Below are 21,325 nucleotides of genomic sequence, written 5' to 3' on the forward strand. Positions count from 1 at the left end.
GGCCGGACTCCGGCAGGCCGCCGCCGATCCCGGTGGACGCCGGGCTGGGCGCACCGCGGCAGACGTCCGCCCGTCCGGATGGCGCGCTGTCCCCGCCGGGGAGCGCCGGCTATGATAGGAATAATTCTCATTCATTGACCGGCGTCGAGCGTGCGTTCCCGAATCCTGATCGTCGACGACCACGCGGACATCCGCGACCCGCTCGCCGCCTACCTGCGCCGGTTCGAGTTCGACGTGGAAACGGTGGCCGACGGCACCGGCCTGCGCCACTGCCTGCAGCAGCACGGCTTCGACCTGATCCTGCTCGACATCATGCTGCCCGGGGAAGGCGGGCTGTCGTTGTGCCGCCACATCGCCGAGCACCACGGCACCCCGGTGATCCTGCTCACCGCGGTCACCGAACAGGCCGACCGGATCGCCGGGCTGGAAGTCGGCGCCGACGACTACGTGGCCAAGCCCTTCGATCCGCGCGAGCTGGTGGCGCGGATCCGTTCGGTGCTCCGGCGCGCGCGGCGCGAAGCGGTTCCGGCGCCGGCCGCGGCGGCCACCGAGCATGCCTTCCGCTTCGACGACTGGACCCTGAACGTGACCAGCCGCGAACTGCGCAATCCGGCCGGCGAGCCGATTTCCCTGAGCACGACCGAATTCCACCTGCTGCGGGTGCTGGCCGAGAACCCGAACCGGGTGCTGACCCGCTCGCAGCTGCTCGACCTCACCCAGCGGGGCGAAGCCGCCACCTTCGACCGCAGCATCGATACCCAGGTCAGCCGGCTGCGGCGCAAGCTGGAGGTCGACGCCCGCAACCCGCTGATGATCAAGACCATCCGCGGCGACGGCTACCTGTTCACCGCGCGGGTCGAAGCGGGCCCGCGGTGAAGGTCCGCCCCCGCAGCCTGGCCGGGCAGCTGCTGGCCCTGCTGATGCTCGCGGTCCTGCTGGCGCACGTGGTGGGCGTGGTGATGCTGTCCCGCTGGCGGTCACCGACCGAGATCCACCCGCTGTCGGCGCGGGCGATCGAGACCCATGTGGCCTCGGCCTACATCGCGGCCACCGACCTGGGCGGGCGCGCGGACCGGGTGCTGGCCGCGCTCAGCCAGCCCGACTCGCTGCTGCGGACCGTTCCCGCGGCGCCGGCCGAACCGCACCCGATGGACGCCCAGGAACAGGCGATGGCCGACCGCCTGCGGCAGCGCACCGGGCTGGCCGCGGGCCGCGTGCGCGTCCAGCTGCATGCGGCCGACGCCGCCGTCCCCCTGGCACCGCCCTCGCTGGACGCCGACCCGGCGCTGGATACCGGCCACCTCCTGGACCTCCACCTGCAGTTGCCCGATGGCCGCTGGCTGCACAGCCGGCAACGACCGCTGATGCTGCAGGCCCACTGGAAACGGGTGCTGGCGTTCTCCATCCCGGTCGGCCTGCTGCCGGTGATGCTGATCGCGGTGCTGTTCGCCCGCAGGATCATGCGCCCGCTGCACGCCCTCACCGTGGCGGCGCGGCGTTTCAGCCGTGGCGAACAGGGCGCGCCCATCACGCCGGAAGGGCCCAGCGACATCCGCGAGCTCGCCGACTCCTTCAACGACATGCAGTACCGGCTCACCCGTTTCGTCAAGGACCGGATGCGGATGGTCGCCTCGATCGGCCACGACCTGCGCACCCCGCTGACGTCGCTGCGCATCCGCGCCGAATTCATCGACGACCCGTCGCTGCGGCAGGACATCGTGTCCACCGTGGACGAGATGACCTCGCTGGTCGAGCAGACCCTGCAGTTCGCCAAGGACGACGCCCACCAGGAGCCGACCCGCGAGGTCGACCTCGCCGGGCTCATCGCCCAGGTGGTGGCGCACCACCGTGCGATCGGCGCCCCCGTGGACAGCCGCATCGCCGGCCCGCTGCGCTACCGCTGCCGACCGGTCCACCTCAGGCGCGCGCTGGACAACCTGGTCGGCAACGCCGCCCGCCACTGCCGGACCCGGGTGGAGGTCTCCATGGACCGTGCGGCCGGGGACATCCGCATCCGGGTCGCCGACGACGGCCCCGGCATTCCCCCGGCACTGCTGGGCCAGGCGTTCGAACCGTTCGTGAGCCTGGATCCGGCACGCAGCCGGAAAGGCGGCGGTGGCGGGCTGGGGCTGGCGATCGCCCGTTCCAGCATCCATGCGCACGGCGGCGAGGTCACTCTCGACAACCGCGATGAGGGCGGCCTGGTGGCCACGGTACGCCTGCCGGCCTGACGGCCATCGGATTGTGGCGGATTGCGACAATATGTCGCAGTTGCCACGAAGGGACAAACTTGCGTAAAGTTAATTGGGAATAATTCTCATTGCCATCACCTTCCGGTATCGATTGCCCATGCGCTCACTTGTCTCCTCCGTTCTCGCAGCGGCCCTTGCCTTGTCGATGGCGGGCTGCAGCGGTCCCGCGTCGCAGGACGCCGACACCCAGGCGGCCGCCGAAGCCGGCCGCACCGTCACGCATGCGCAGGGCACGACCACCGTGCAGGGCGTGCCGTCCACGGTGATCGTCACCGACTGGGCCGCGTTCGACAATCTGACCGCGCTCGGCGTGAAGGTCGCCGGCGTGCCGAACACGTTCGTGCCCGGCCACCTGGAAGACAAGGTCACCCCGGACATGATCAAGGTCGGTTCCCTCCAGGAGCCGGACATCGAGGCGATCGCCGCCGCCACCCCGGACCTGGTGGTCATCGGCGCACGTTCGCGCAAGGCCTACCCGACCCTGTCCAAGATCGCCCCGACGATCGACACCACCCTGGACAACACCGACGTCATCGGCGGCCTGAAGGCCAACCTCACCCTGTACGGCGACCTCTTCGACCGCCAGGACCGCGCCAAGGAGCTGATCGCCCAGCTCGACGAGAAGGTGGCCAACGCGCGCGCCGCCGCCGAGGGCAAGGGCAGCGGCCTGGTCATCGTGACCAACGGCGGCCGGCTCGGCATCTACGGGCCGCAGTCGCGGGTCTCCTGGATGTACAGCTCGCTGGGCATCCCGTCGGTGTTCGACGAAGTCGACGACCGCGAACACGGCGGCGATGCGATCACCTTCGAGTACCTGGTCAAGACCAATCCCGACTGGCTGTTCGTGATCGACCGCGACGCCGGCGTGGGCAAGGCCGGCGCCGCCAAGGCACTGCTGGACAACCAGCTCCTCCACCAGGCCGGTTTCTGGAAGAACGACCGTGTGGTGTACCTGGACCCGCAGGCGGCATACGTCACCATGCACGGCTTCGACGCGGTGACCCTGCTGCTGGACCAGGTCGCGACCGCCTATAACACGCATTGAGTCGACAGGGCGGGCCGCACGCCGCGGACCGCCCTTCCTCGTCCCACCGTTCCTCGTGCGCTACCTGCTCATCGCTCTCCTGACGACCGCCGCGCTGGCGGTCGTCAGCGTGTTCGTCGGTGTCGCCGACGTCTCGCTGTCCTCGTTCTTCGCCAGCGGCAGCGAGGACATCGCCAACAAGGTCATGCTGATCAGCCGCGTGCCGCGCACCCTGGCGCTGATCCTGGCCGGGTCGTCGCTGGCCATCGCCGGCATGGTCATGCAGATGATCGTGCGCAACCGGTTCGTCGAACCGTCGATGACCGGCACCACCGAATCGGCCACGCTGGGCTTCCTCGTCGCCACGCTGCTGGTGCCGGGCTGGCCGGTGATGGGCAAGATGCTGATCGCCGCCGCCTTCGCCCTGGCCGGCACCCTGCTGTTCCTGCGGATCCTGAAGTTCGTGCCGCTGCGCGACGTGGTCCTGGTCCCGCTGGTGGGGCTGATGCTCAGCGGCGTGATCGGCGCGGTCGCCACCTTCCTGGCCTACCGGTTCAACCTGCTGGCCTCGCTGCTGGCGTGGAGCATGGGCGACTTCTCCTCGGTGCTGCGCGGCCGCTATGAGCTGCTGTGGGCGGGCCTGGCCTGCACCATCGCCGCCTATGTCGCCGCCGACCGTTTCACCGTCGCCGGGATGGGCAAGGAGTTCAGCACCAACCTGGGCTCCAACCATGGCTATGTGATGTTCGCCGGCCTGTTGATCATCTCGCTGATCGCCGCCGTGTGCCTGGTCTCGGTCGGCACCATCCCGTTCCTCGGGCTGATCGTGCCCAACCTGGTCAGCCTCGCGATCGGCGACAACGTCCGCCGTGCGGTGCCCTGGGTGGCGGTCACCGGCGCCGCCTTCGTGCTCGCCTGCGACATCCTCGGCCGCGTCCTGCGCCAGCCCTACGAGATCCCGCTGAGCGTGATCGTGGGCGTGATCGGCAGCGGCGTGTTCGCCTGGCTGCTGCTGCGGCGGAGGTCCCAGGATGCTTGAGTCCACCGCCAGCAAGCGGCCGCGGATCGCGATCGCCGCCCTGGCCGCACTCGCCGTCGGCTGCATGCTCGCCTTCATGACCCTCGGGGTGAAGGGCAACTGGAGCTTCGTACTGGGGCTGCGCGGCACCAAGCTGCTCGGCCTGGTACTGGTCGCCTACTCGGTCGCGGTCTCGACCGTGCTGTTCCAGACCGTCACCAGCAACCGCATCCTGACCCCGTCGATCATGGGGTTCGATTCGCTGTACGTGCTGATCCAGACCTCGATCGTACTGTTCTTCGGCACCGCCACCTTCGCACTGATGGACGTGCACCTGCGCTTCGTGATGGAGGTGGCGCTGATGGTCGGCTTCTCCGCCGTGCTCTTCCGCTGGCTGTTCAGCGGCGCCGGCCGGAGCCTGCACCTGATGGTGCTGATCGGCATCATCTGCGGCGTGTTCTTCCGCAGCCTGTCCACCTTCATGCAGCGGCTGCTGGACCCGAACGCCTTCCAGGTACTCCAGGACAGCTTCTTCGCCAGCTTCTCCGCCATCGACCAGACCCTGCTCGCCGTGTCCTGGCTGGTGATCCTGCCGGTCTCGTTCGTGCTGTGGCGCATCGGGCACTGTTTCGACGTGCTGGCGCTGGGCCGCTCCACCGCGATCAACCTCGGCGTCGACCACCGCCGCCGCGTCACCCTGATCCTGGCCCTGATCTCGGTGCTGGTCGCGGTCTCCACCGCCCTGGTCGGGCCGATCACCTTCTTCGGCCTGCTGGTGGCCAGCCTGGCCCACGGTGTCGTCGGCACCAGCCGGCACCGGTACCTGCTCCCGGCCGCGGTGCTGCTGGCGGTGATCTGCCTGGTCGGCGGCCAGACCCTGCTGGAGCGCGTGTTCGAGTTCGACACCGCGCTGTCCATCATCATCGAGTTCCTCGGCGGACTCGTCTTCATCCTCATGATCCTGAGAGGAGCGGCACGATGATCGTCGCCAACAACGTCAGCAAGGCCTACGGGCGCTCGGTCGTCGTCGACGGCATTTCGGTCACGCTCCCGCGCGGCGGCGTGACCTCGATCATCGGCCCCAACGGCGCCGGCAAGTCCACCTTCCTGTCCATCGCCAGCCGCCTGCTGGCGGCCGACGCCGGCGTGGTCACCGTCGACGGACTGGACGTGGCCCGCACGCCCAGCGCCCAGCTGGCCAAGCGCCTGGCCATCCTGCGCCAGGACAACCACATGACCGCGCGGCTCACGGTACGCGAGCTGGTCGCCTTCGGCCGCTACCCGCACAGCAAGGGGCGCACCACCCGCGACGACCTGGAACACATCGAGCGCGCCCTCGCCTATCTCGACCTGGAAGCGCTGGCCGGGCGGTTCCTCGACGAGCTGTCCGGCGGCCAGCGCCAGCGCGCGTTCGTGGCGATGGTGCTCTGCCAGGACACCGACTACGTGCTGCTGGACGAACCCCTCAACAACCTCGACCTCAAGCACGCCGCCAGCATGATGAGACTGCTCAGGAAGGCGGCGCGCGAGCTGGAGAAGACCATCGTGGTGGTGCTGCACGACATCAACTTCGCCTCGGCCTATTCCGACCACATCATCGCGATGCGCGACGGCCGGCTGGCGGTGCAGGGCCCGCCGGAAGCCGTCATCACCCCCGAGGCGCTGCGCAAGGTCTACGACATGGACATCACCGTCCACCTCATCGACGGACAGCGGATCGCGCTGTTCTACGACTGACCCACCTCGGGAGCGCGCGGCCATGCGTCGCCGAGACCTCCACGGCTTCCCGCCGACCTTTTCGGCAGCATTCCCCGAACCACGCCTTTCGCGGGCACGCCGGCACGCGCCGCTACCCGGTGGCATGCACGGCCACCCTCCACGCCTTCCGACGCCCGCTGCACTTCCATGGGAAAGCCGGCCTTCCCGAACACCGCACAGTGCGACCCCCATGCCGTGGCGGCCTGCGGCAGGGAAAATGGGTTAGGGGTGGTGCCGCTTCACAGACTCGAACTGTGGACCTACTGATTACAAATCAGTTGCTCTACCAACTGAGCTAAAGCGGCAATGTCGTACGGGGATTTACGGCCCGGCAGGGGCGATGTGGATGCAGGGTGGCGGACCGCAAGCCGGTGCAGGGGCCGGTCACGACCCGGGCTTTCCGGCCGGAACCGGGCTCGCTCCTTTGGGCGCCACCGCCCCTCCGCAGCGGCCGCATTCTAGCGCAGGCGGGCGCAATCAAGCGATTGCCGCTGCGCGGCGCCGCTGCGGCGCTGCAGCTCGGCGGCCGTCTGCCCGGCGTGGGCGACATCCAGCCACCAGCTAGCGTCCCCTTCTCCCGGGTTGCGCGCGATCCGCGCCGGGAAGCCTGCCGCGGTCAATGCCGCCAGGCGGCGCTCGGCGCCCTCGCGGTTGCGGTACTGGCCCAGGGCCACGGCATGCGCGTCCTCGCCCTGGGCGACGATGAAGTAGTCGCTGAACCCGGCATCCACGATGCGCTTGGCCATCGCCTGCGCGGCGTCGCGATCGGCCGCCGGAGGGATGTAGACGCGGTAGTTGGGAGCCGCCTTGGATGCCACCTCGCGCACCCGCGTGCGTACTGCCTGCGCACCCAGCGCGGCGGCCGCCGCCTCCGCCCGCTGGCGGCTCTCGAACGGTCCCAGGCTGGCGCAGCGTTCGGAAACCTGGACAGGCGGCGCCGTGGCCGCCGGTGCGGCGATGGCCGGTACCGGCGCCTGCACTTCCGGTACCGCAGCGGCGTCGGTTGCCGGCGCGGGATCGGCAATGGACCTGTGCGGAAGCGTCTCCGGCGACACCAGCTCCAGCGTCGCCACTCCCGCGTCCTCGGCAGCAGGAACGGTGGCGGGCGGGGTGCGCGGCATCCACCACCACAGCGCGACGCCTGCATTGAGGATGACCAGTACGACGATCAGGAAACGAATCACCATGGCGTGATCCTAGCGCTGTGGCGCCGCGGCGTGCACCGCCCAGCGCGCGAGTCCGTCCAGCACCAGCGTCGGCCGGAGCTCGGCATCCGGCAACAACGGCGCCAGCGGCCCAGCACCGCCGCCGTGCAGCACCAGTGCCGGTGCCGCGTCCAGCAGGGCGGCGCCATGCCGCAGGCTGCGCTCGACCAGGGCCACCGCCGCGCCGTCGCAGCCGGACGCCAACGCATCGTCGGTGTCACTGGCGAACTCGTGGTAGTCGCCGCCGGTGGCCGGCAGCTGCACCGCCCGCGCATGCAGCGCTTCGCGCATGGTCGTCGGCGACGCGCCGATGCGCCCGCCCAGGTGCCGCCCCCGGGCATCCATCAGGTCCAGCGTCAGCGCCGTGCCCACGCCCACCACCAGCACCGGCCGCGCCGCGCTCCTGGCCGCGAGCAGCGCCAGGAAACGGTCGACACCGAACCGCTGCGGCCGGGCATAGGCGATCCGCACACCGGCACATTCCGCGCGGGTGTGCGCCACCTCCACGCGCTGGAAGCGGGCGCGCAAGATCTCCAGCACGGTTGCGGTCAGCGCCGGCGCGGCGACACTGGCCACCCATGCGGTGCCGCCCTGCGGCAGCGCTTCCAGGGCGGCGGCGGTCATCGCCTCCGCGCCGTGCGGCCAGGCCTGCACCGCGCCGGCATCACCGCCGAGCAGCGGCGCGAACTTGAACCGCGAGTTCCCCAGGTCGAACAGCCAATCGCTCATTGCGCCCTCACGCTGACTTCGCCCGCATGGAAACAGCGCTCGTCCCCGCCGACCGACACGCGCAGCGCGCCGTCCTCGGCCAGGCCGAGGGCCAGGCCGGCATGCACGGTTCCCGCCTCCTCCACCTGCACCGGCCTGCCGGCCAGCACGTCCATTCCCGCATAGCGGGGCAGGAACGGCGCCAGGCCGTCCTGCTCGAACTGCTCCAGCGCCGGCAGCAGATGCGAGACCAGCGTCGCGACCACCTGGTTGCGCGAGAGCGGGCGGTCCGTCAGCGACTGCAGGTCGCTCCATGGCTGGGTGATGGCGGCGGCCGCACCTTCCGGCATGCATACATTGAGTCCGAGTCCGATCACCGCGCGCGCCGGTCCCGCGAACTCGCCGCCACCCTCGACCAGCAGGCCGCCCAGCTTGCGGCCGTCGACCTGCACATCGTTGGGCCACTTCAGTCCGGCCGCCTCGAACCCCAGCGCATGCAGCGCCTCGACCACGGCCACTCCCATCGCCAGGCTCAACCCGCCCATGCGCGAGAGGCCGCCGGCGAACGCGCGCGACAGCGACAACACGATGCCCGCGGCCAGCGGCGAGGTCCACGCACGGCCGCGCCGGCCCCGGCCACCGGCCTGGCGCTCGGCCAGCAGGATGTGAACGCCGCGCAAAGGCGCGCTGCGCCGCAGCAATTCGCTGTTGGTGGAGTCCACCGCCCAGAGCACCTCCAGGTCCGCGATGGTGGCCGCCGCCTCGGCGGACACGCCGGCGCGGATGCGCTCGACGTCCAGCAGCTCCAACGGTTGCGCCAGGCGGTAACCGTCGCCCGCGCGGCCGTCGATCGCCACGCCTGCGGCCCGCAACCCCTGTATCCGCTTCCATATCGCCGCCCGGGTCTGGCCCAGCTCGCGGGCCAGCGCGCCCCCGGAGAATGCCCCTTCCCCCAGCTTGACCAGCAGTTCGCGGTCGTCCACCACAGACCTTTCGCTCGCAACAGATCGCTGGATTATGCGTGAACGCGCAGCGGCCCGTCCTGCGACCTCCCAATTCAGCTGAAAAGGCAAGCTAGAATCGATGACCCGATCGCCCCCGGACGTCAACGATGCGCCGTATCGCCCATTGCCTGATCCTGCTGCTGGCCCCTCTGGCCGCGCATGCCACGGAAGCGTTGGATGCGTCGGTGCACAGCGGCTGCAGCTACGATCCCGGCGAAGTGGAGCGGGTGGCCGTCCCGGCGGCCTCGGTGAAGTTGGCCAACGCCGCACCGGCCGCCCGCGCCAAGCATGCCGTGCCCCCAGCGGAGCAGGCCGGCGGCGGCAGCGACGAGGAGATCATTCCCCGCCTGCGCGCGCCGAAGTGGCACCGGCTCCTGCCCGGGATGTTCCGCTGATCCAGTCGTTGCTGCGCCGCTGGCGGCGCGAACCACCCACCGTGGAAGAGGCGCTCTGGCAGGAAACATGCCGGGGGTGCCCTTGGCTGGCCGCACTGGACAGCGAACGCCGCCAGCGGCTGCGCGGGCTGGCGGCGCACTTCCTCCGGGACAAGACCATCACGCCCGTGGGCGGCCTGCAGCTGGACGCCGCGCAACGGCTGCTGCTGGCCGCGCTGTGCTGCCTGCCGCTGATCGAGTTCGGCCGCGAGGGCCTACTGGGCTGGTCGGAACTTGTGGTCTATCCCGACGCCTTCCGGGTGCGGCGCAGCCATGTCGACGCCGCCGGCGTCCTGCACGAATGGGACGACACTCTGATCGGCGAAGCCTGGGACAGCGGCCCGCTGCTGTTGTCATGGGCCGACGTGCAGGCGGACATCGCCGACCCGCAGGCCGGCTTCTGCGTGGCGGTGCATGAGATGGCGCACAAGATCGACATCCTCGACGGCGCGATGGACGGCACGCCGCCGCTGCCGCGCAGCTGGCAGCGGCAGTGGGCGGACGACTTCCAGCGCTGCTACGACGCTTTCTGCGAGCAGGTGGATGCCGGGCACGCGACGGCGATCGATGCCTACGCCGCCGAGGCACCGGAGGAATTCTTTGCCGTCGCCACCGAATACCACTTCTCCGCGCCGGACCTGCTGGAGCGCGAGATGCCCGACATCGCCGCCCACCTGAAACGCTTCTACGGCCCGTCGCCCTTCGCCGGCTGATGCGGGCATGCCGCCCCGCCTGGACCCCGCCGCTGCGGCACCGGTGCCAATGACGCGGACGGCCGATGGCCGGCGAAGGCGGCGCGGGCCCTACAGGCCCGGTGGCAGGGTCACCTCGAAACGGGCGCCCCCCAGCTCGACCGAGCGCTTCACCTGCAGTTCGCCACGGTAGTCCTTGATCAGGTCCTGCACGATCGACAGGCCAATGCCATGGCCCTGTACGCGCTCGTCGCCGCGCACCCCGCGCTGCAGCACCTTGGCGATGTTGTCTTCGGCGATGCCCGGCCCGTCATCGTCCACCGCCAGCTCCAGGCCGGCACGGCGGCCGGGCGCGCAGGGAATCGCGCGCACGGTCAACAGCACGCGGCGCCGCGCCCACTTGAACGCGTTCTCCAGCAGGTTGCCGAGCAGCTCCTGGAGATCCCCCGGCTCGCCGTAGAACTTGACGTCCGGCTCCAGCTCAAACTCGCACAGCACGCCCTTGGCGGCATAGACCTTCTCCAGGCCGCGCACGATCTCCTCGGCGCTGGCTTCGATCGCCACCGGGGCCGAGAACAACTTGTGGCCGGACGACGCCGCACGCGCCAGCTGGTAGGAGACCAGGTTGTTCATGCGCTGCAGTTGCACGTCCAGCTCCTCGCGCAGCGCCGATTCACTGGCGCCGCTGTCCAGCTGCGTGCGCAGCACGGCGATCGGCGTCTTCAGGCTGTGCGCGAGATCGGCCAGGGTATTGCGCTGCCGCTCCAGGTTCTCGCGCTCGCTCTCGATGAAGGCGTTGATGCTGTCGGTCAGCGGCTCCAGCTCGCGCGGGTGCATCTCGCTCATGCGCTCGCGCTCACCGCGCTGCACCTTGGTCAATTCGTTGATCACGCGCTTGAGCGGCCGCAGGCTCCATTGCAGCACCAGTGTCTGCAGCAGCAGCAGGATCAGGCCGGTCACGCCCAGCCAGAACCACACCGCGCTGCGGAATATCCGCAGCTGCTTGCCCAGCGCACGCGAATCCTCGAGCACATAGATGGTGTAGGGGAATTCGGTCTCGGGGGTGCCATCGCCCCCCCATACCAGGCCCATGCCGTAGCGGTAGACCTCGCCGGGCGCACCGTCGATCTGCACGATCGGCAGCGGGCCCTCGAAGATCTCCTCTCGCGGCTGCAGCATGCCGGCGCTGACATCCGGCAGGATCGGCCCTTCGGCCGACATCGAATTGCCGGAATGGCCCGGCATCACCACCTGCAGGTAGAGGCCGCTGCCGGGCACGTCGAAACGCGGGTCGGGCGGCTGCTCGCGGATGTAGAGCGAGCGGTCGCGGGTGAAATCGATGCCTGCCGCATAAGCGGTGGCGTAGTTCTTCAGCCGCTCGGAAAGGTTGGCGCGGGCCGTTCCGGCGAACGCCGCATCCAGCGCATAACCGGCGAGCGCCAGGAAGGCGACCAGGCCCACCGAGGCGGCCAGCAGCTGGCGCGCCTGCAACGAACGCGGCCGCCAGCGCCGGAAGATCCACAGACGGCCGTTGCCCATGTCCGCTCCGCGTACGCGGATCAGCCCTCGTTGCGCGGAATGGCGAAGCGGTAGCCGCGACCGCGCACGGTTTCGATCGGCTTGAGTTCGCCTTCCGGATCCAGCTTCTTGCGCAGGCGGCCGATGAACACTTCCAGCACGTTGGAATCGCGGTCGAAGTCCTGCTGGTAGATGTGCTCGGTGAGATCGGCCTTGGAGACCAGTTCACCGGCATGCATCATCAGGTACTCGAGCACCTTGTACTCGTAGCTGGTGAGGTCGACGTTGGCACCGTTCACGCTGACCGTCTGCGCCGCCAGGTCGAGCGCGACCGGTCCGCATTCCAGGGTGGGCTTGGACCAGCCCGCGGCGCGGCGCAGCAGCGCGTTCACCCGGGCCAGCAGCTCCTCGACATGGAACGGCTTGACCAGGTAGTCGTCGGCCCCCTGCTTCAGGCCCTCGACCTTGTCCTGCCAGCTCGAACGGGCGGTCAGGATCAGCACCGGGAACTTCTTGCCCTCGTCGCGCAGCGCCTTGATCAACTCCATGCCCGACATCTTCGGGAGCCCGAGATCGATGATGCCGACATCGAACGGCACCTCGCGGCCCATGTAGAGGCCTTCCTCGCCATCCTGCGCAGCATCGACGGCAAAGCCCTCACGCTTCAGCCGGGCTGCCAGGGTCTCGCGCAGCGGGGCTTCGTCTTCGACCAGAAGGATACGCATGAACTCTCCCTAGTTGCTTTGGCCGGCCATTACCGGCGTGAGTGAGCGGATTGCGGACAACTATCGCCGCTCACGGGTTATCGCGGTGTGGTGGCTGCTCGACCTGGTGGGGCCGGCGCGGCGTCCGGTGCTGGGGCGTCGTGTCGTCCATGTAACGGACACGACCGCGGCCATCCATGTACTTGACGCGGTTGATGTCGCGGCCGTCATAGGGAACGCGCTCGGCGCCGAGGATGCGCCCCCCGGTTTCACGCTGCACGCGCCGTACCGAATCGGAAAGCGACCCCACATTGCCGCGCATGGCCCCTTCCTGCGCCCGCGACCGCGGCATTTCACGCATGCCGGCGCGCATCGATTCCTGCCGCGCATCCTGCGCCTGTGCCTGCGCCAACGGCATCGCCACCGCGAGTACGGCGGTGGCAAGAGCGAGGACCAGACTGTGACGCGGAACCGGGAGCATGGGGTGATCCTATCGAAGTGCAACGGATCGTTCAAAATCCGTGAAACATGGGGTCACGGAAATTTTCACGACCCTTACGAAATCGAGGCAAATTCTTGATTTTTAGGGGTGAATCCGGTCTGAACCCTACCCACGCCCATCCCGCCCCGTTCAGCTACATGACCGAACTGAATGCGTGATCGCTCCTTACCCGCACCGCTCCGCCTGGACCCGGGTGACCGCCACCGCCTGCTCGACCAGCCCCCAACCCGCACCGGGCAGGTGCGCCCCTTCGCTGAGGACCTTGCGGAAACCGCGCCCCCCCGGCTGGCCGTGGTACAGCCCCAGCAAGTGGCGGGTGATGTGCTTCAACCCGACCCCGCGCCGCAGCTGCTCCTCCACATAGGGACGCAGGGCCTCCAGCATCGCCTCACGGCTGCGCACGGGAGCGCCGGTCTGAACGGCCTCGAGCAGGTGCAGCACGTACGGATCGTGGTAGGCGGCACGCCCCAGCATCACACCGTCCACATGCGCCAACTGCGCCTGCGCGGCCTCCACCGTCGCCAGACCGCCGTTGAGCACCACCGGCAACGCCGGCCGCTCCCGCTTCAACCGATAGGCCCAGTCGTACCGCAGGGGCGGGACCTCGCGGTTCTCCTTCGGCGACAACCCCTTGAGCCAGGCGTTGCGGGCATGCACGACGATCATCGCCGCGCCCGCCCCGACTTGGCGGTCGACGAATGCAGCGAAGGCCGCGTAATCGTCGTCATCGTCCACGCCCAGCCGGCACTTCACGGTGACCGGAACCCGTACCGCCGCCACCATGGCCGCCACGCACTCCGCCACCAGCGCCGGCTCGCGCATCAGGCAGGCGCCGAAACGCCCCGCCTGCACGCGATCGGACGGGCAACCGCAGTTGAGGTTGACCTCGTCGTAGCCCCAGTCCTCGGCGATCCGCGCCGCCTGCGCGAGCAGGGCGGGATCACTGCCCCCCAGCTGCAAGGCCAGCGGATGCTCGCCGGCATCGAACCCGAGCAACCGCTGGCGGTCGCCATGGATCACCGCGTTGGCATGCACCATCTCGGTATACAGCCGTGCCCCGGGTGCAAGGAGCCGATGGAACACCCGGCAGTGGGTATCGGTCCAGTCCATCATGGGCGCCACTGAGAGCCGCAGGCCCTCGAGGACATCTGGATTAGGGCGCACCGCTTGCAGCGCGGGCATCTCGAACTGCTGCATTGCTATGGCATGTCCACTGGGATCGGGACGCTGTCGCGGCGGCACGGAAGAGACCGATGGCCCCTACCGAACCACCCAGAAAGCCACAGGTCCGCGGAACGCCATTTTACATGGCAACGGCCCCATCACGACCGATAACAGCCCTGCTTGGAAAATACAGCCGTTTCAGGACATATGACTCCTGGGAAGAAGCCGCTGCCGCTGTTAGACAGCAGCTCCGGCTCCGAAAACCGTCAAATACCAGAACGCCTCCGACTATCAGCAGCACCCCTGCAGCGGCGCCCATAACGTGTCGACGCCAGCAAAATAAGTACTACCTCTGATCGCTGGCCGAGCTGATCGGGCCTGGTACGCCACATCCTGCTGCCTGGAACCAGGCAGAATTGCCCGATGAACGCCTATCTCCTGCTGGCCTGCGCCATCGTCCTGGAAGTCATCGCCACCTCGCTGCTGAAGGCCTCCGACGGCATGAGCCGGCCCTGGCCGACGCTGGGCTCGCTGCTCGGCTACGGCCTGTGCTTCTGGCTGCTGTCGCTGGTGATGAAAACCGTGCCGACCGGCATCGCCTATGCGATCTGGTCCGGGGTCGGCATCGTGCTGATCTCGCTGATCGGCCTGTTCGTGTTCAAGCAGAAGCTCGACCTCGCGGCGATGGTCGGCATCGGCCTGATCTGCGCCGGGGTGATGGTGATCAACCTGTTCTCGCGCGCCAGCGTGCATTGAGCGCAGCGCGCGCCGTCCGGCGTACCGCGCCTGCGGGCACGGTCGCGCGCGCCCGGCCCGCGGTCCGCTCAGCCCAGGGCCAGCCCCGGCAGCTCCACCGAGACCACGCCTTCGACACGGCCCAGCACCTCGGCCTGCGCCAGCAGGCGATCCCGCGGCAACGGCGGATCGCAGTCGATGTCGACGATGTCGTCGCCCTGCTCGCGTGGCCGCAGGGTGATGCGCTTGACCGGCAGTCCGGCGTCGCTGGCCGCGGTCTCGACCCGCGCCAGCGGCGTGCCCGCGGCCACCCGCAGGCGCAACCGGCCGCTGCGCGCACGGCGCCGCAGGTAGCGCTGCTCCAGGGGTTTCAGCAGGGCCAGGATCGCCCACAGCAGCGCCGTGGCCATCGCCGCGGCGGCGTACAGGCCGGCGCCCGCGGCCAGGCCGATCGATGCCACCGCCCACAATCCCGCGGCCGTAGTCAACCCGCGGATCACCTGCTCCCGCTGCAGGAACAGGATGGTGCCGGCACCGAGGAAGCCGACGCCGCTGATCACCTGCGCGGCGATCCGCGACGGGTCCAGCTGGATGCCCGGCCGTCCCAGCACATCGAAGAAGCCGAACGCGGAGACGATGATGGCCAGCGCCGAACCGACGCAGACCAGCATGTGCGTGCGCAGCCCCGCCGCCCACTCCAGGCGGCCGCGGTTGATGCCGATCACCGCGCCCAGCAGCGCGGCCAGCACCAAGCGCATGCCGATCTCCCACCACTGGATCATCTCCACCTCCTGCACGCACCTGCCATCGATGCAGTGTAGGCCGATGTGCCGGACATGCGGCACAGCCACAGCGTTTCCTGAAGGTCCGGGCCGGGCCCTGCGGTGGTCCGGGTCCCGCCCGCCGGTGCCCGGCGCTACAGTAGGCGTTCCCCGCACCGGACCCCGCGATGTACGGCAATGACACAGCCCTGCTGGTGATCGACCTGCAACCCGACTTCATGCCCGGCGGCGCACTGCCCTGCCACCAGGGCGACACCATCGTCCCGGGCATCGCCGCCCTGCTCGCACAGCGCCGCTACCGCACCGTGGTCGCGACCCAGGACTGGCACCCGGCCGACCATGCCTCGTTCGCGAGCCAGCACCCGGGGCGCAGGCCGTTCGAATCGATCCCGCTGCACGGCCACGCGCAGACCCTGTGGCCCGATCACTGCGTGCAGGGCAGCGAGGGCGCCGCGCTGCACCGGCAGGTGGACTGGCGCAGCGCCGACCTGATCCTGCGCAAGGGCAGCGACCGCCAGGTCGATTCCTACAGCGCCTTCCGCGAGAACATCGGCCCGCAGGGCGACCGCCCCGCCACCGGCCTTGCCGGCTGGCTGCACGAGCGCGGCATCGCCGAGGTCCATGTCTGCGGGCTGGCGCGCGACTACTGCGTCCTGTGGAGCGCGCAGGATGCCGCCATCAGCGGCTTCCGGGTGCGCGTGCTGTGGGCGCTCAGCCGGCCGGTGTCGCCGGACAGCGACGAGGCGACCCGCATCGCGCTGCTCGAGGCCGGCATCGGCATCGACGGCTGAAGCCGCCCGCCGCCCACGCTCAGCGGAACACCACCGTGCGGTGGCCGTTGAGCAGGATGCGGTGTTCCACATGGCGGCGCACCGCGCGCGCCAGTACCAGCGATTCGGTATCGCTGCCCAGCCGCACCAGCTCGCGCGGCGTCATCGCATGGTCCACCCGGGCGACGTCCTGCTCGATGATCGGCCCCTCGTCGAGATCGCTGGTCACGTAGTGCGCGGTCGCGCCGATGATCTTGACGCCGCGCGCGTGCGCCTGGTGGTAGGGCTGGGCGCCCTTGAAGCTGGGCAGGAAGCTGTGGTGGATGTTGATCGCCCGGCCGGACAACGCCTGGCACAGCTCCGGCGAAAGGATCTGCATGTAGCGCGCCAGCACCACCAGGTCGATGCGCTCGCGCTCGACGAGATCGAGGATCTGCCGCTCCTGCTGCGCGCGGTTGCCGGCATCCACCGGCAGGTGGTGGAACGGCGTGCCATAGGACCCGGCCAGGGCGGCGAAGTCGCCGTGGTTGGAGGCCACCGCGGCGATCTCGACCGGCAGCTGGCCGCTGTGGGTACGGAACAGCAGATCGTTCAGGCAATGGCCCTGGCGGCTGACCAGCACCAGCAGGCGTGCGCGGCGCTGCGCGTCGTGCAGCTGCCAGTCCATCGCGAAAGTCTCGCCCAGCTGCTGCAGGGCCACCCGCAACGCCGGCGCGTCGGCGGGACCGGCAGCGTCGAAATGCACGCGCAGGAAGAAGCGGCCGCTCTCCTCGTCGCCGAACTGCTGAGCATCGAGGATGTTGCAGCCGGCCTCGAACAGCAGGCCGGAGACGCGGTAGACGATGCCGGTGCGGTCCGGGCAGGAAAGCGTGAGGATGTAGTCGGGGCGCATGGCGGCAATGTAGGGCAGTGCTGCACCGCAGTAAACAATGCTCTCAGCTGCAACCAAGCCACTGCTACAGCAGCAGCCGCCGCATGTCGGCGAGCACCTGTGCCAATGCCGTGGTGAACCGCGCGGCGGCCGCGCCATCGATGACACGGTGGTCGTAGGACAGCGACAAGGGCAGCATCAACCGGGGCTGGAATGCCTGGCCATCCCATACCGGGCGCATCGCCGCCCTGGAAACGCCGAGGATCGCCACCTCCGGGGCATTGATGATCGGGGTGAAGCGGTTGCCGCCGATGCCCCCCAGCGAGCTGATCGTGAAGCAGCCGCCCTGCATGTCGGCCGCCGCCAGCCCGCCTTCGCGCGCCTGCCGCGCCAGCGCGGCGGTCTCCCGGGCGATGTCCAGCAGCCCCTTGCGGTCGGCGTCGCGCACCACCGGCACCACCAGCCCGTCCGCCGTGTCGGTGGCGAAGCCGATGTGCACGTACTTCTTGAGCACCAGCGTTTCGCCGCCAGCATCGAGCGAGGCGTTGAAATCCGGAAACCGTCCAAGCAGGCCGGCGCAGGCCTTGATCAGGAAGGCGAGCAGGGTCAGCCGGACGCCGTCCTCCGGCCGTTCGCCGTTGAGCTGCAGGCGCAGCGCTTCCAGCGCGCCGATATCGGCGTCCTCGTGCTGGGTGACATGCGGGATGCGCACCCAGTTGCGCGACAGGTTGGCCGCCGATATCCGCCGGACACGGCCCATCGACTGCGTTGCCACCTGGCCGAAACGGGAAAAATCCGGTTCGGGCCAGGGCAGCATGGCGAACCCCTCGCCGTCCTGCGTGGTGGCGACGGCATCGTGCGGGGCGGCGGGTACGCCCTGCACGGCCGCCAGCACGTCCTCACGGGAGATACGGCCACCGCGCGCGGTCCCGCGCAGCCGCTGGATCTCCACCCGCCGTTCGCGGGCGATGCGCCGCGCCAGCGGACTGGCATGCGGCGGCACCGGCACCGACGTGGCAGCGGCCACGACGGCGGGTGCAGGCGTGCCGGGAGGCGGCTCCACGACGGCGGGCGGCGATGGCGCCGGCGGCGCCGTCTCCGGCACCGCACCGGCGTCGGCCGCCTCCACTTCCACCAGCGCCACCTGCTGCCCTTCGGACAACGTGTCGCCCACCTGGACTTTCCACTCGCGCAGTACGCCCGCCACCGGCGAAGGCACCTCGATCGTCGCCTTGTCCGATTCCAGCGTCACCAGCCCCTGGCCGACCGCGACGGCGTCGCCGACGGAGGCCATCAGCTCGATCACCGGCACCCCGGTCTGGCCGCCGATGTCCGGGACCCTGATTTCTTCCAACCTGCCCATGCATTCTCCAACTGGCTGTGCGGATCGCGCGGCATGCGGACCCGGGGGCGTCGCTGCCGGCTCAGGCGGCCGCCGGATCGGGCTTGCCGGTGTCGATCGCATACCGGTCGATGGCGTCCTGCACCCGGCCACGTTCGATGCGGCCGTCGTCGGCCAGCGACTTCAGCGCCGCCAGCACGATGTAATGCCGATCGACCTCGAAGAAGGCGCGCAGCGACTCGCGCGTGTCCGAGCGGCCGAAACCGTCGGTGCCCAGTGCGGTGAAGCGGCGGTCGTCGACGAAGGGGCGGATCTGGTCGCCGACGATCTTCATGTAGTCGGTGGCCACCACCACCGGGCCATCGTGGCCCTGCAGGCACTGCCGCACGTAGGGAACGCGCGACGCGTCCGCCGGGTGCAGCAGGTTCCAGCGCTCGGCCGCCAGCCCATCCCGGCGCAGCTCGGTCAGGCTGGTCGCGCTCCACACATCGCAGGCGATGCCGAAGTCCTGCTGCAGCAGGTCGGCGGCGGCCAGCACTTCGCGCAGGATCGCGCCGCTGCCCATCAGCTGCACGCGCGGCGACGCGGCGGCGTCGGGGGCGGGGCGCAGCAGGTACAGGCCCTTCAGGATGCCGGCCTCGGCGCCCTCGGGCAGCGCCGGCTGCGGGTAGTTCTCGTTGAGCAGGGTGATGTAGTAGTAGATGTCCTCCTGCTCCACGTACATCCGGCGCAGGCCGTCGTGGATGATCACCGCCAGCTCGTGGTTGAACGCCGGGTCGTAGGACACGCAGCTGGGGATCACCGAGGACAGCACGTGGCTGTGGCCGTCGTCGTGCTGCAGGCCCTCGCCCATCAGCGTGGTGCGGCCCGAGGTGGCGCCGAGCAGGAAGCCGCGGGTGCGCGCGTCGGCCGCCGCCCAGGCCAGGTCGCCGACGCGCTGCAGGCCGAACATCGAGTAGAAGATGTAGAACGGAATCGTCGCCAGGCCATGGTTGCTGTAGGCGGTGCCGGCGGCGATCCAGGAGCAGATCGCACCGGATTCGTTGATGCCTTCCTGCAGGATCTGGCCGTCCTTGGCCTCCTTGTAGTAGCTCAGCTGCCCGGCGTCCTGCGGGGTGTACAGCTGGCCCAGGTACGAATGGATGCCGATCTGGCGGAACAGGCCTTCCATGCCGAAGGTGCGCGACTCGTCGGGCACGATCGGAATCACCAGCTTGCCCAGTTCCGGGTCCTTGAGCAGGGTGCTGAGGATGCGCACGAAGCCCATGGTGGTGGACTGGCCGCGATCGCCGCTGCCCTGCAGCTGGGTGTTGAAGATCGACAGCGGTGGCAGCGGCAGCGGGTCGACCCTGGCCAGGCGCGCCGGCAGTTGCCCGCCCTGGATGCGGCGGCGCTCGGCGAAGTAGGCCGCTTCGGGACTGCCCGGTTGCGGGCGCAGGTAGGGCATCTCCTCCAGCTGCGCGTCGCTGACCGGCAGGTCGAAGCGGTCGCGGAAGGCGCGCACCGCGTCGGCGCTCATCTTCTTCAGCTGGTGGTTGATGTTCTGGCCCTCCCCGGCCTCGCCCATGCCGAAGCCCTTGACCGTCTTGGCCAGGATGACGGTGGGGCGGCCATCGGTGTCCATCGCCTGCCGGTAGGCGGCGTAGACCTTCTGCGGATCGTGGCCGCCGCGCGCCAGCGCCCAGATCTCCTCGTCGCTCAGGTGCGCGACCAGCGCCAGCAGTTCCGGGTGGCGGCCGAAGAAGTGCTCGCGCACATAGGCGCCGTTCTGCGACTTGAAGGTCTGGTAGTCGCCATCCACGCATTCCATCATGCGCTGGCGCAGCAGGCCGCCAGGGTCGCGGGCCAGCAGCTCGTCCCAGCCGCTGCCCCAGATCACCTTGATCACGTTCCAGCCGGCCGCGCGGAAAGTGCCTTCCAGTTCCTGGATGACCTTGGCGTTGCCGCGCACCGGGCCATCGAGCCGCTGCAGGTTGCAGTTGACCACGAACACCAGGTTGTCCAGCCGTTCGCGGCCGGCCACCGAGATCGCCGCCAGCGATTCGGGCTGGTCCATCTCGCCGTCGCCGAGGAAGGCCCAGACCTTGCGGCCCTGGTGCTGCTTCAGGCCGCGGTATTCGAGGTAACGCATGTAGCGCGCCTGGTAGGCGGCGGTCAGCGGCCCCAGGCCCATCGACACGGTGGGGAACTGCCAGAACTCCGGCATCAGGCGCGGGTGCGGATACGAGGACAGGCCCTCGCGGCCGGCCTCGCGGCGGAAGTTGTCCATCCGCGCCGGATCGATGCGGCCTTCCACGTACGCGCGGCCATAGATGCCCGGCGCGGAGTGGCCCTGGATGTAGATCATGTCGCCGTCGAAGGTGTCGGTACGGCCACGGAAGAAGTGGTCGAAGCCCACGTCGTACAGCACTGCCGCCGACTGGTAGGTGGCGATGTGGCCGCCGACGTTGGAATGCCTGCCGGCGCGCAGCACCATGACCATCGCGTTCCAGCGGATCATCGCGTTCAGGCGGCGCTCGATGGCCAGGTCCCCGGGATAGGCCGGCTGGCGTTCGGGCGGGATGGTGTTGACGTAGGCGGTCCAGACCCGCTCATGCAGGTCGCCATGGCGCTGGATGTCCAGCTCGGTGAGCTGGTCGATCAGGTAGTGTGCGCGCGGCCGGCCGTCGGCCTGGATCACCACGTCCAGCGCCTCCCGCCATTCCTGGGTTTCCTGGGGGTCGACATCGGCGGGCACCAGCGCTTGGTTCACGAAACTATCTCCAGAGAAGGCACGCCGGCCGCGTGGAGCGACGGCGGCGGCAGAGCGGACAGGCGCTGGAGCGGCGTCGCGACGGCGGCG

Annotated in this window: 21 protein-coding genes and 1 tRNA gene; 10 read left to right on the forward strand and 12 right to left on the reverse strand. The window is 69.5% G+C overall.

Features of this window, described 5'->3' with window-relative positions; translation table 11 throughout:
* The first annotated feature begins 150 nt into the window (after positions 1-150).
* The 6 genes from K5L01_RS11885 to K5L01_RS11910 all read left to right on the forward strand — a co-directional run bounded on the left by K5L01_RS11885 (position 151) and on the right by K5L01_RS11910 (position 6,031).
* Positions 151-876, forward strand: a complete 726-nt coding sequence (locus K5L01_RS11885) for a response regulator (RefSeq protein ID WP_250064721.1) — start codon at positions 151-153, stop codon at positions 874-876.
* Entirely contained in the window at positions 873-2,231 is a 1,359-nt protein-coding gene (locus K5L01_RS14955; RefSeq protein WP_250064722.1) for an ATP-binding protein, read from the forward strand. The genes K5L01_RS11885 and K5L01_RS14955 overlap by 4 nt, the downstream gene beginning before the upstream one ends.
* 118 nt (positions 2,232-2,349) lie before the next feature.
* Entirely contained in the window at positions 2,350-3,297 is a 948-nt protein-coding gene (locus K5L01_RS11895; RefSeq protein WP_250064723.1) for a siderophore ABC transporter substrate-binding protein, read from the forward strand.
* A 55-nt stretch (positions 3,298-3,352) separates the two neighbouring features.
* Positions 3,353-4,315, forward strand: coding sequence for an ABC transporter permease (locus tag K5L01_RS11900; RefSeq protein ID WP_250064724.1), 963 nt, complete (start codon positions 3,353-3,355; stop codon positions 4,313-4,315).
* Entirely contained in the window at positions 4,308-5,276 is a 969-nt protein-coding gene (locus K5L01_RS11905; protein ID WP_250064725.1) for an iron chelate uptake ABC transporter family permease subunit, read from the forward strand. The genes K5L01_RS11900 and K5L01_RS11905 overlap by 8 nt, the downstream gene beginning before the upstream one ends.
* Positions 5,273-6,031: an iron ABC transporter ATP-binding protein gene (locus K5L01_RS11910; protein ID WP_250064726.1), complete on the forward strand. Its 759-nt coding sequence runs from the start codon at positions 5,273-5,275 to the stop codon at positions 6,029-6,031. The genes K5L01_RS11905 and K5L01_RS11910 overlap by 4 nt, the downstream gene beginning before the upstream one ends.
* Before the next feature lie 250 nt (positions 6,032-6,281).
* Here the strand turns inward: K5L01_RS11910 and K5L01_RS11915 are convergent.
* The 4 genes from K5L01_RS11915 to birA all read right to left on the reverse strand — a co-directional run bounded on the left by K5L01_RS11915 (position 6,282) and on the right by birA (position 8,948).
* A tRNA-Thr gene (locus tag K5L01_RS11915) sits at positions 6,282-6,357 on the reverse strand.
* Between the two features lie 153 nt (positions 6,358-6,510).
* Positions 6,511-7,239 (reverse strand): SPOR domain-containing protein, encoded by a 729-nt coding sequence (locus tag K5L01_RS11920; protein ID WP_250064727.1) that lies wholly within the window; start codon positions 7,237-7,239, stop codon positions 6,511-6,513.
* A 9-nt stretch (positions 7,240-7,248) separates the two neighbouring features.
* A complete protein-coding gene (locus tag K5L01_RS11925) occupies positions 7,249-7,986 on the reverse strand; it encodes a type III pantothenate kinase (protein ID WP_250064728.1) in 738 nt (245 codons plus the stop codon).
* On the reverse strand, positions 7,983-8,948 hold the full coding sequence (gene birA, locus K5L01_RS11930; protein ID WP_250064729.1) for a bifunctional biotin--[acetyl-CoA-carboxylase] ligase/biotin operon repressor BirA: 966 nt from the start codon (positions 8,946-8,948) through the stop codon (positions 7,983-7,985). Before birA ends, K5L01_RS11925 begins: the two co-directional genes overlap by 4 nt.
* A 128-nt stretch (positions 8,949-9,076) precedes the next feature.
* Here birA and K5L01_RS11935 point away from each other — a divergent pair, with 128 nt between their 5' ends.
* Positions 9,077-9,364: a hypothetical protein gene (locus K5L01_RS11935; protein WP_250064730.1), complete on the forward strand. Its 288-nt coding sequence runs from the start codon at positions 9,077-9,079 to the stop codon at positions 9,362-9,364.
* Entirely contained in the window at positions 9,331-10,116 is a 786-nt protein-coding gene (locus K5L01_RS11940; RefSeq protein WP_250064731.1) for a M90 family metallopeptidase, read from the forward strand. The genes K5L01_RS11935 and K5L01_RS11940 overlap by 34 nt, the downstream gene beginning before the upstream one ends.
* Positions 10,117-10,206: 90 nt before the next feature.
* Here K5L01_RS11940 and K5L01_RS11945 read toward each other — a convergent pair whose 3' ends face one another.
* The 4 genes from K5L01_RS11945 to dusA all read right to left on the reverse strand — a co-directional run bounded on the left by K5L01_RS11945 (position 10,207) and on the right by dusA (position 14,001).
* Positions 10,207-11,634 carry an ATP-binding protein gene (locus tag K5L01_RS11945; protein WP_250064732.1) on the reverse strand — a complete coding sequence of 476 codons (1,428 nt, stop codon included), beginning with the start codon at positions 11,632-11,634 and terminating at the stop codon, positions 10,207-10,209.
* Between the two features lie 20 nt (positions 11,635-11,654).
* Positions 11,655-12,338, reverse strand: a complete 684-nt coding sequence (locus K5L01_RS11950; RefSeq protein ID WP_250064733.1) for a response regulator transcription factor — start codon at positions 12,336-12,338, stop codon at positions 11,655-11,657.
* Positions 12,339-12,408: 70 nt separating this feature from the next.
* Positions 12,409-12,798 carry a hypothetical protein gene (locus K5L01_RS11955; protein ID WP_425603885.1) on the reverse strand — a complete coding sequence of 130 codons (390 nt, stop codon included), beginning with the start codon at positions 12,796-12,798 and terminating at the stop codon, positions 12,409-12,411.
* Positions 12,799-12,984: 186 nt separating this feature from the next.
* Entirely contained in the window at positions 12,985-14,001 is a 1,017-nt protein-coding gene (gene dusA, locus K5L01_RS11960) for a tRNA dihydrouridine(20/20a) synthase DusA (protein ID WP_250064734.1), read from the reverse strand.
* 405 nt (positions 14,002-14,406) lie between these two features.
* On the opposite strand from dusA, the gene K5L01_RS11965 reads away from it, so the two are divergent.
* Positions 14,407-14,739, forward strand: a complete 333-nt coding sequence (locus K5L01_RS11965; protein WP_250064735.1) for an SMR family transporter — start codon at positions 14,407-14,409, stop codon at positions 14,737-14,739.
* Positions 14,740-14,807: 68 nt separating this feature from the next.
* On the opposite strand, the gene K5L01_RS11970 is transcribed toward K5L01_RS11965, so the two are convergent.
* Positions 14,808-15,569: an MgtC/SapB family protein gene (locus K5L01_RS11970; RefSeq protein WP_250064736.1), complete on the reverse strand. Its 762-nt coding sequence runs from the start codon at positions 15,567-15,569 to the stop codon at positions 14,808-14,810.
* Between the two features lie 98 nt (positions 15,570-15,667).
* Between K5L01_RS11970 and pncA the strand changes: the two genes are divergently transcribed.
* Entirely contained in the window at positions 15,668-16,291 is a 624-nt protein-coding gene (gene pncA / locus K5L01_RS11975) for a bifunctional nicotinamidase/pyrazinamidase (RefSeq protein ID WP_250064737.1), read from the forward strand.
* A gap of 19 nt (positions 16,292-16,310) precedes the next feature.
* Here the strand turns inward: pncA and purU are convergent, their stop codons facing one another.
* The 3 genes from purU to aceE all read right to left on the reverse strand — a co-directional run bounded on the left by purU (position 16,311) and on the right by aceE (position 21,235).
* On the reverse strand, positions 16,311-17,162 hold the full coding sequence (gene purU, locus K5L01_RS11980; protein ID WP_250064738.1) for a formyltetrahydrofolate deformylase: 852 nt from the start codon (positions 17,160-17,162) through the stop codon (positions 16,311-16,313).
* A gap of 64 nt (positions 17,163-17,226) precedes the next feature.
* Entirely contained in the window at positions 17,227-18,636 is a 1,410-nt protein-coding gene (aceF, locus tag K5L01_RS11985) for a dihydrolipoyllysine-residue acetyltransferase (RefSeq protein ID WP_425603886.1), read from the reverse strand.
* The gene (gene aceE / locus K5L01_RS11990; protein ID WP_250064740.1) at positions 18,566-21,235 is read right to left on the reverse strand and encodes a pyruvate dehydrogenase (acetyl-transferring), homodimeric type; all 2,670 of its coding nucleotides are present in this window, start codon (positions 21,233-21,235) and stop codon (positions 18,566-18,568) included. Before aceE ends, aceF begins: the two co-directional genes overlap by 71 nt.
* Between the last annotated feature and the right edge of the window lie 90 nt (positions 21,236-21,325).

The organism is Stenotrophomonas mori (assembly GCF_023556335.1).
In the GTDB taxonomy this organism is placed as follows: Bacteria; Pseudomonadota; Gammaproteobacteria; order Xanthomonadales; family Xanthomonadaceae; genus Stenotrophomonas; species Stenotrophomonas mori.

Bases quoted from the DNA above. Each gene is read 5' to 3' on its own strand.
- K5L01_RS11965 (WP_250064735.1), top strand. From the start codon at position 14,407: ATGAACGCCTATCTCCTGCTGGCCTGCGCCATCGTCCTGGAAGTCATC.
- K5L01_RS11895 (WP_250064723.1), top strand. From the start codon at position 2,350: ATGCGCTCACTTGTCTCCTCCGTTCTCGCAGCGGCCCTTGCCTTGTCG.
- K5L01_RS11935 (WP_250064730.1), top strand. From the start codon at position 9,077: ATGCGCCGTATCGCCCATTGCCTGATCCTGCTGCTGGCCCCTCTGGCC.
- pncA (WP_250064737.1), top strand. From the start codon at position 15,668: ATGTACGGCAATGACACAGCCCTGCTGGTGATCGACCTGCAACCCGAC.
- K5L01_RS11910 (WP_250064726.1), top strand. From the start codon at position 5,273: ATGATCGTCGCCAACAACGTCAGCAAGGCCTACGGGCGCTCGGTCGTC.
- purU (WP_250064738.1), bottom strand. From the start codon at position 17,162: ATGCGCCCCGACTACATCCTCACGCTTTCCTGCCCGGACCGCACCGGC.
- dusA (WP_250064734.1), bottom strand. From the start codon at position 14,001: ATGCCCGCGCTGCAAGCGGTGCGCCCTAATCCAGATGTCCTCGAGGGC.
- K5L01_RS11905 (WP_250064725.1), top strand. From the start codon at position 4,308: ATGCTTGAGTCCACCGCCAGCAAGCGGCCGCGGATCGCGATCGCCGCC.
- K5L01_RS11920 (WP_250064727.1), bottom strand. From the start codon at position 7,239: ATGGTGATTCGTTTCCTGATCGTCGTACTGGTCATCCTCAATGCAGGC.
- K5L01_RS11945 (WP_250064732.1), bottom strand. From the start codon at position 11,634: ATGGGCAACGGCCGTCTGTGGATCTTCCGGCGCTGGCGGCCGCGTTCG.
- K5L01_RS11955 (WP_425603885.1), bottom strand. From the start codon at position 12,798: ATGCTCCCGGTTCCGCGTCACAGTCTGGTCCTCGCTCTTGCCACCGCC.
- K5L01_RS11925 (WP_250064728.1), bottom strand. From the start codon at position 7,986: ATGAGCGATTGGCTGTTCGACCTGGGGAACTCGCGGTTCAAGTTCGCG.
- K5L01_RS11950 (WP_250064733.1), bottom strand. From the start codon at position 12,338: ATGCGTATCCTTCTGGTCGAAGACGAAGCCCCGCTGCGCGAGACCCTG.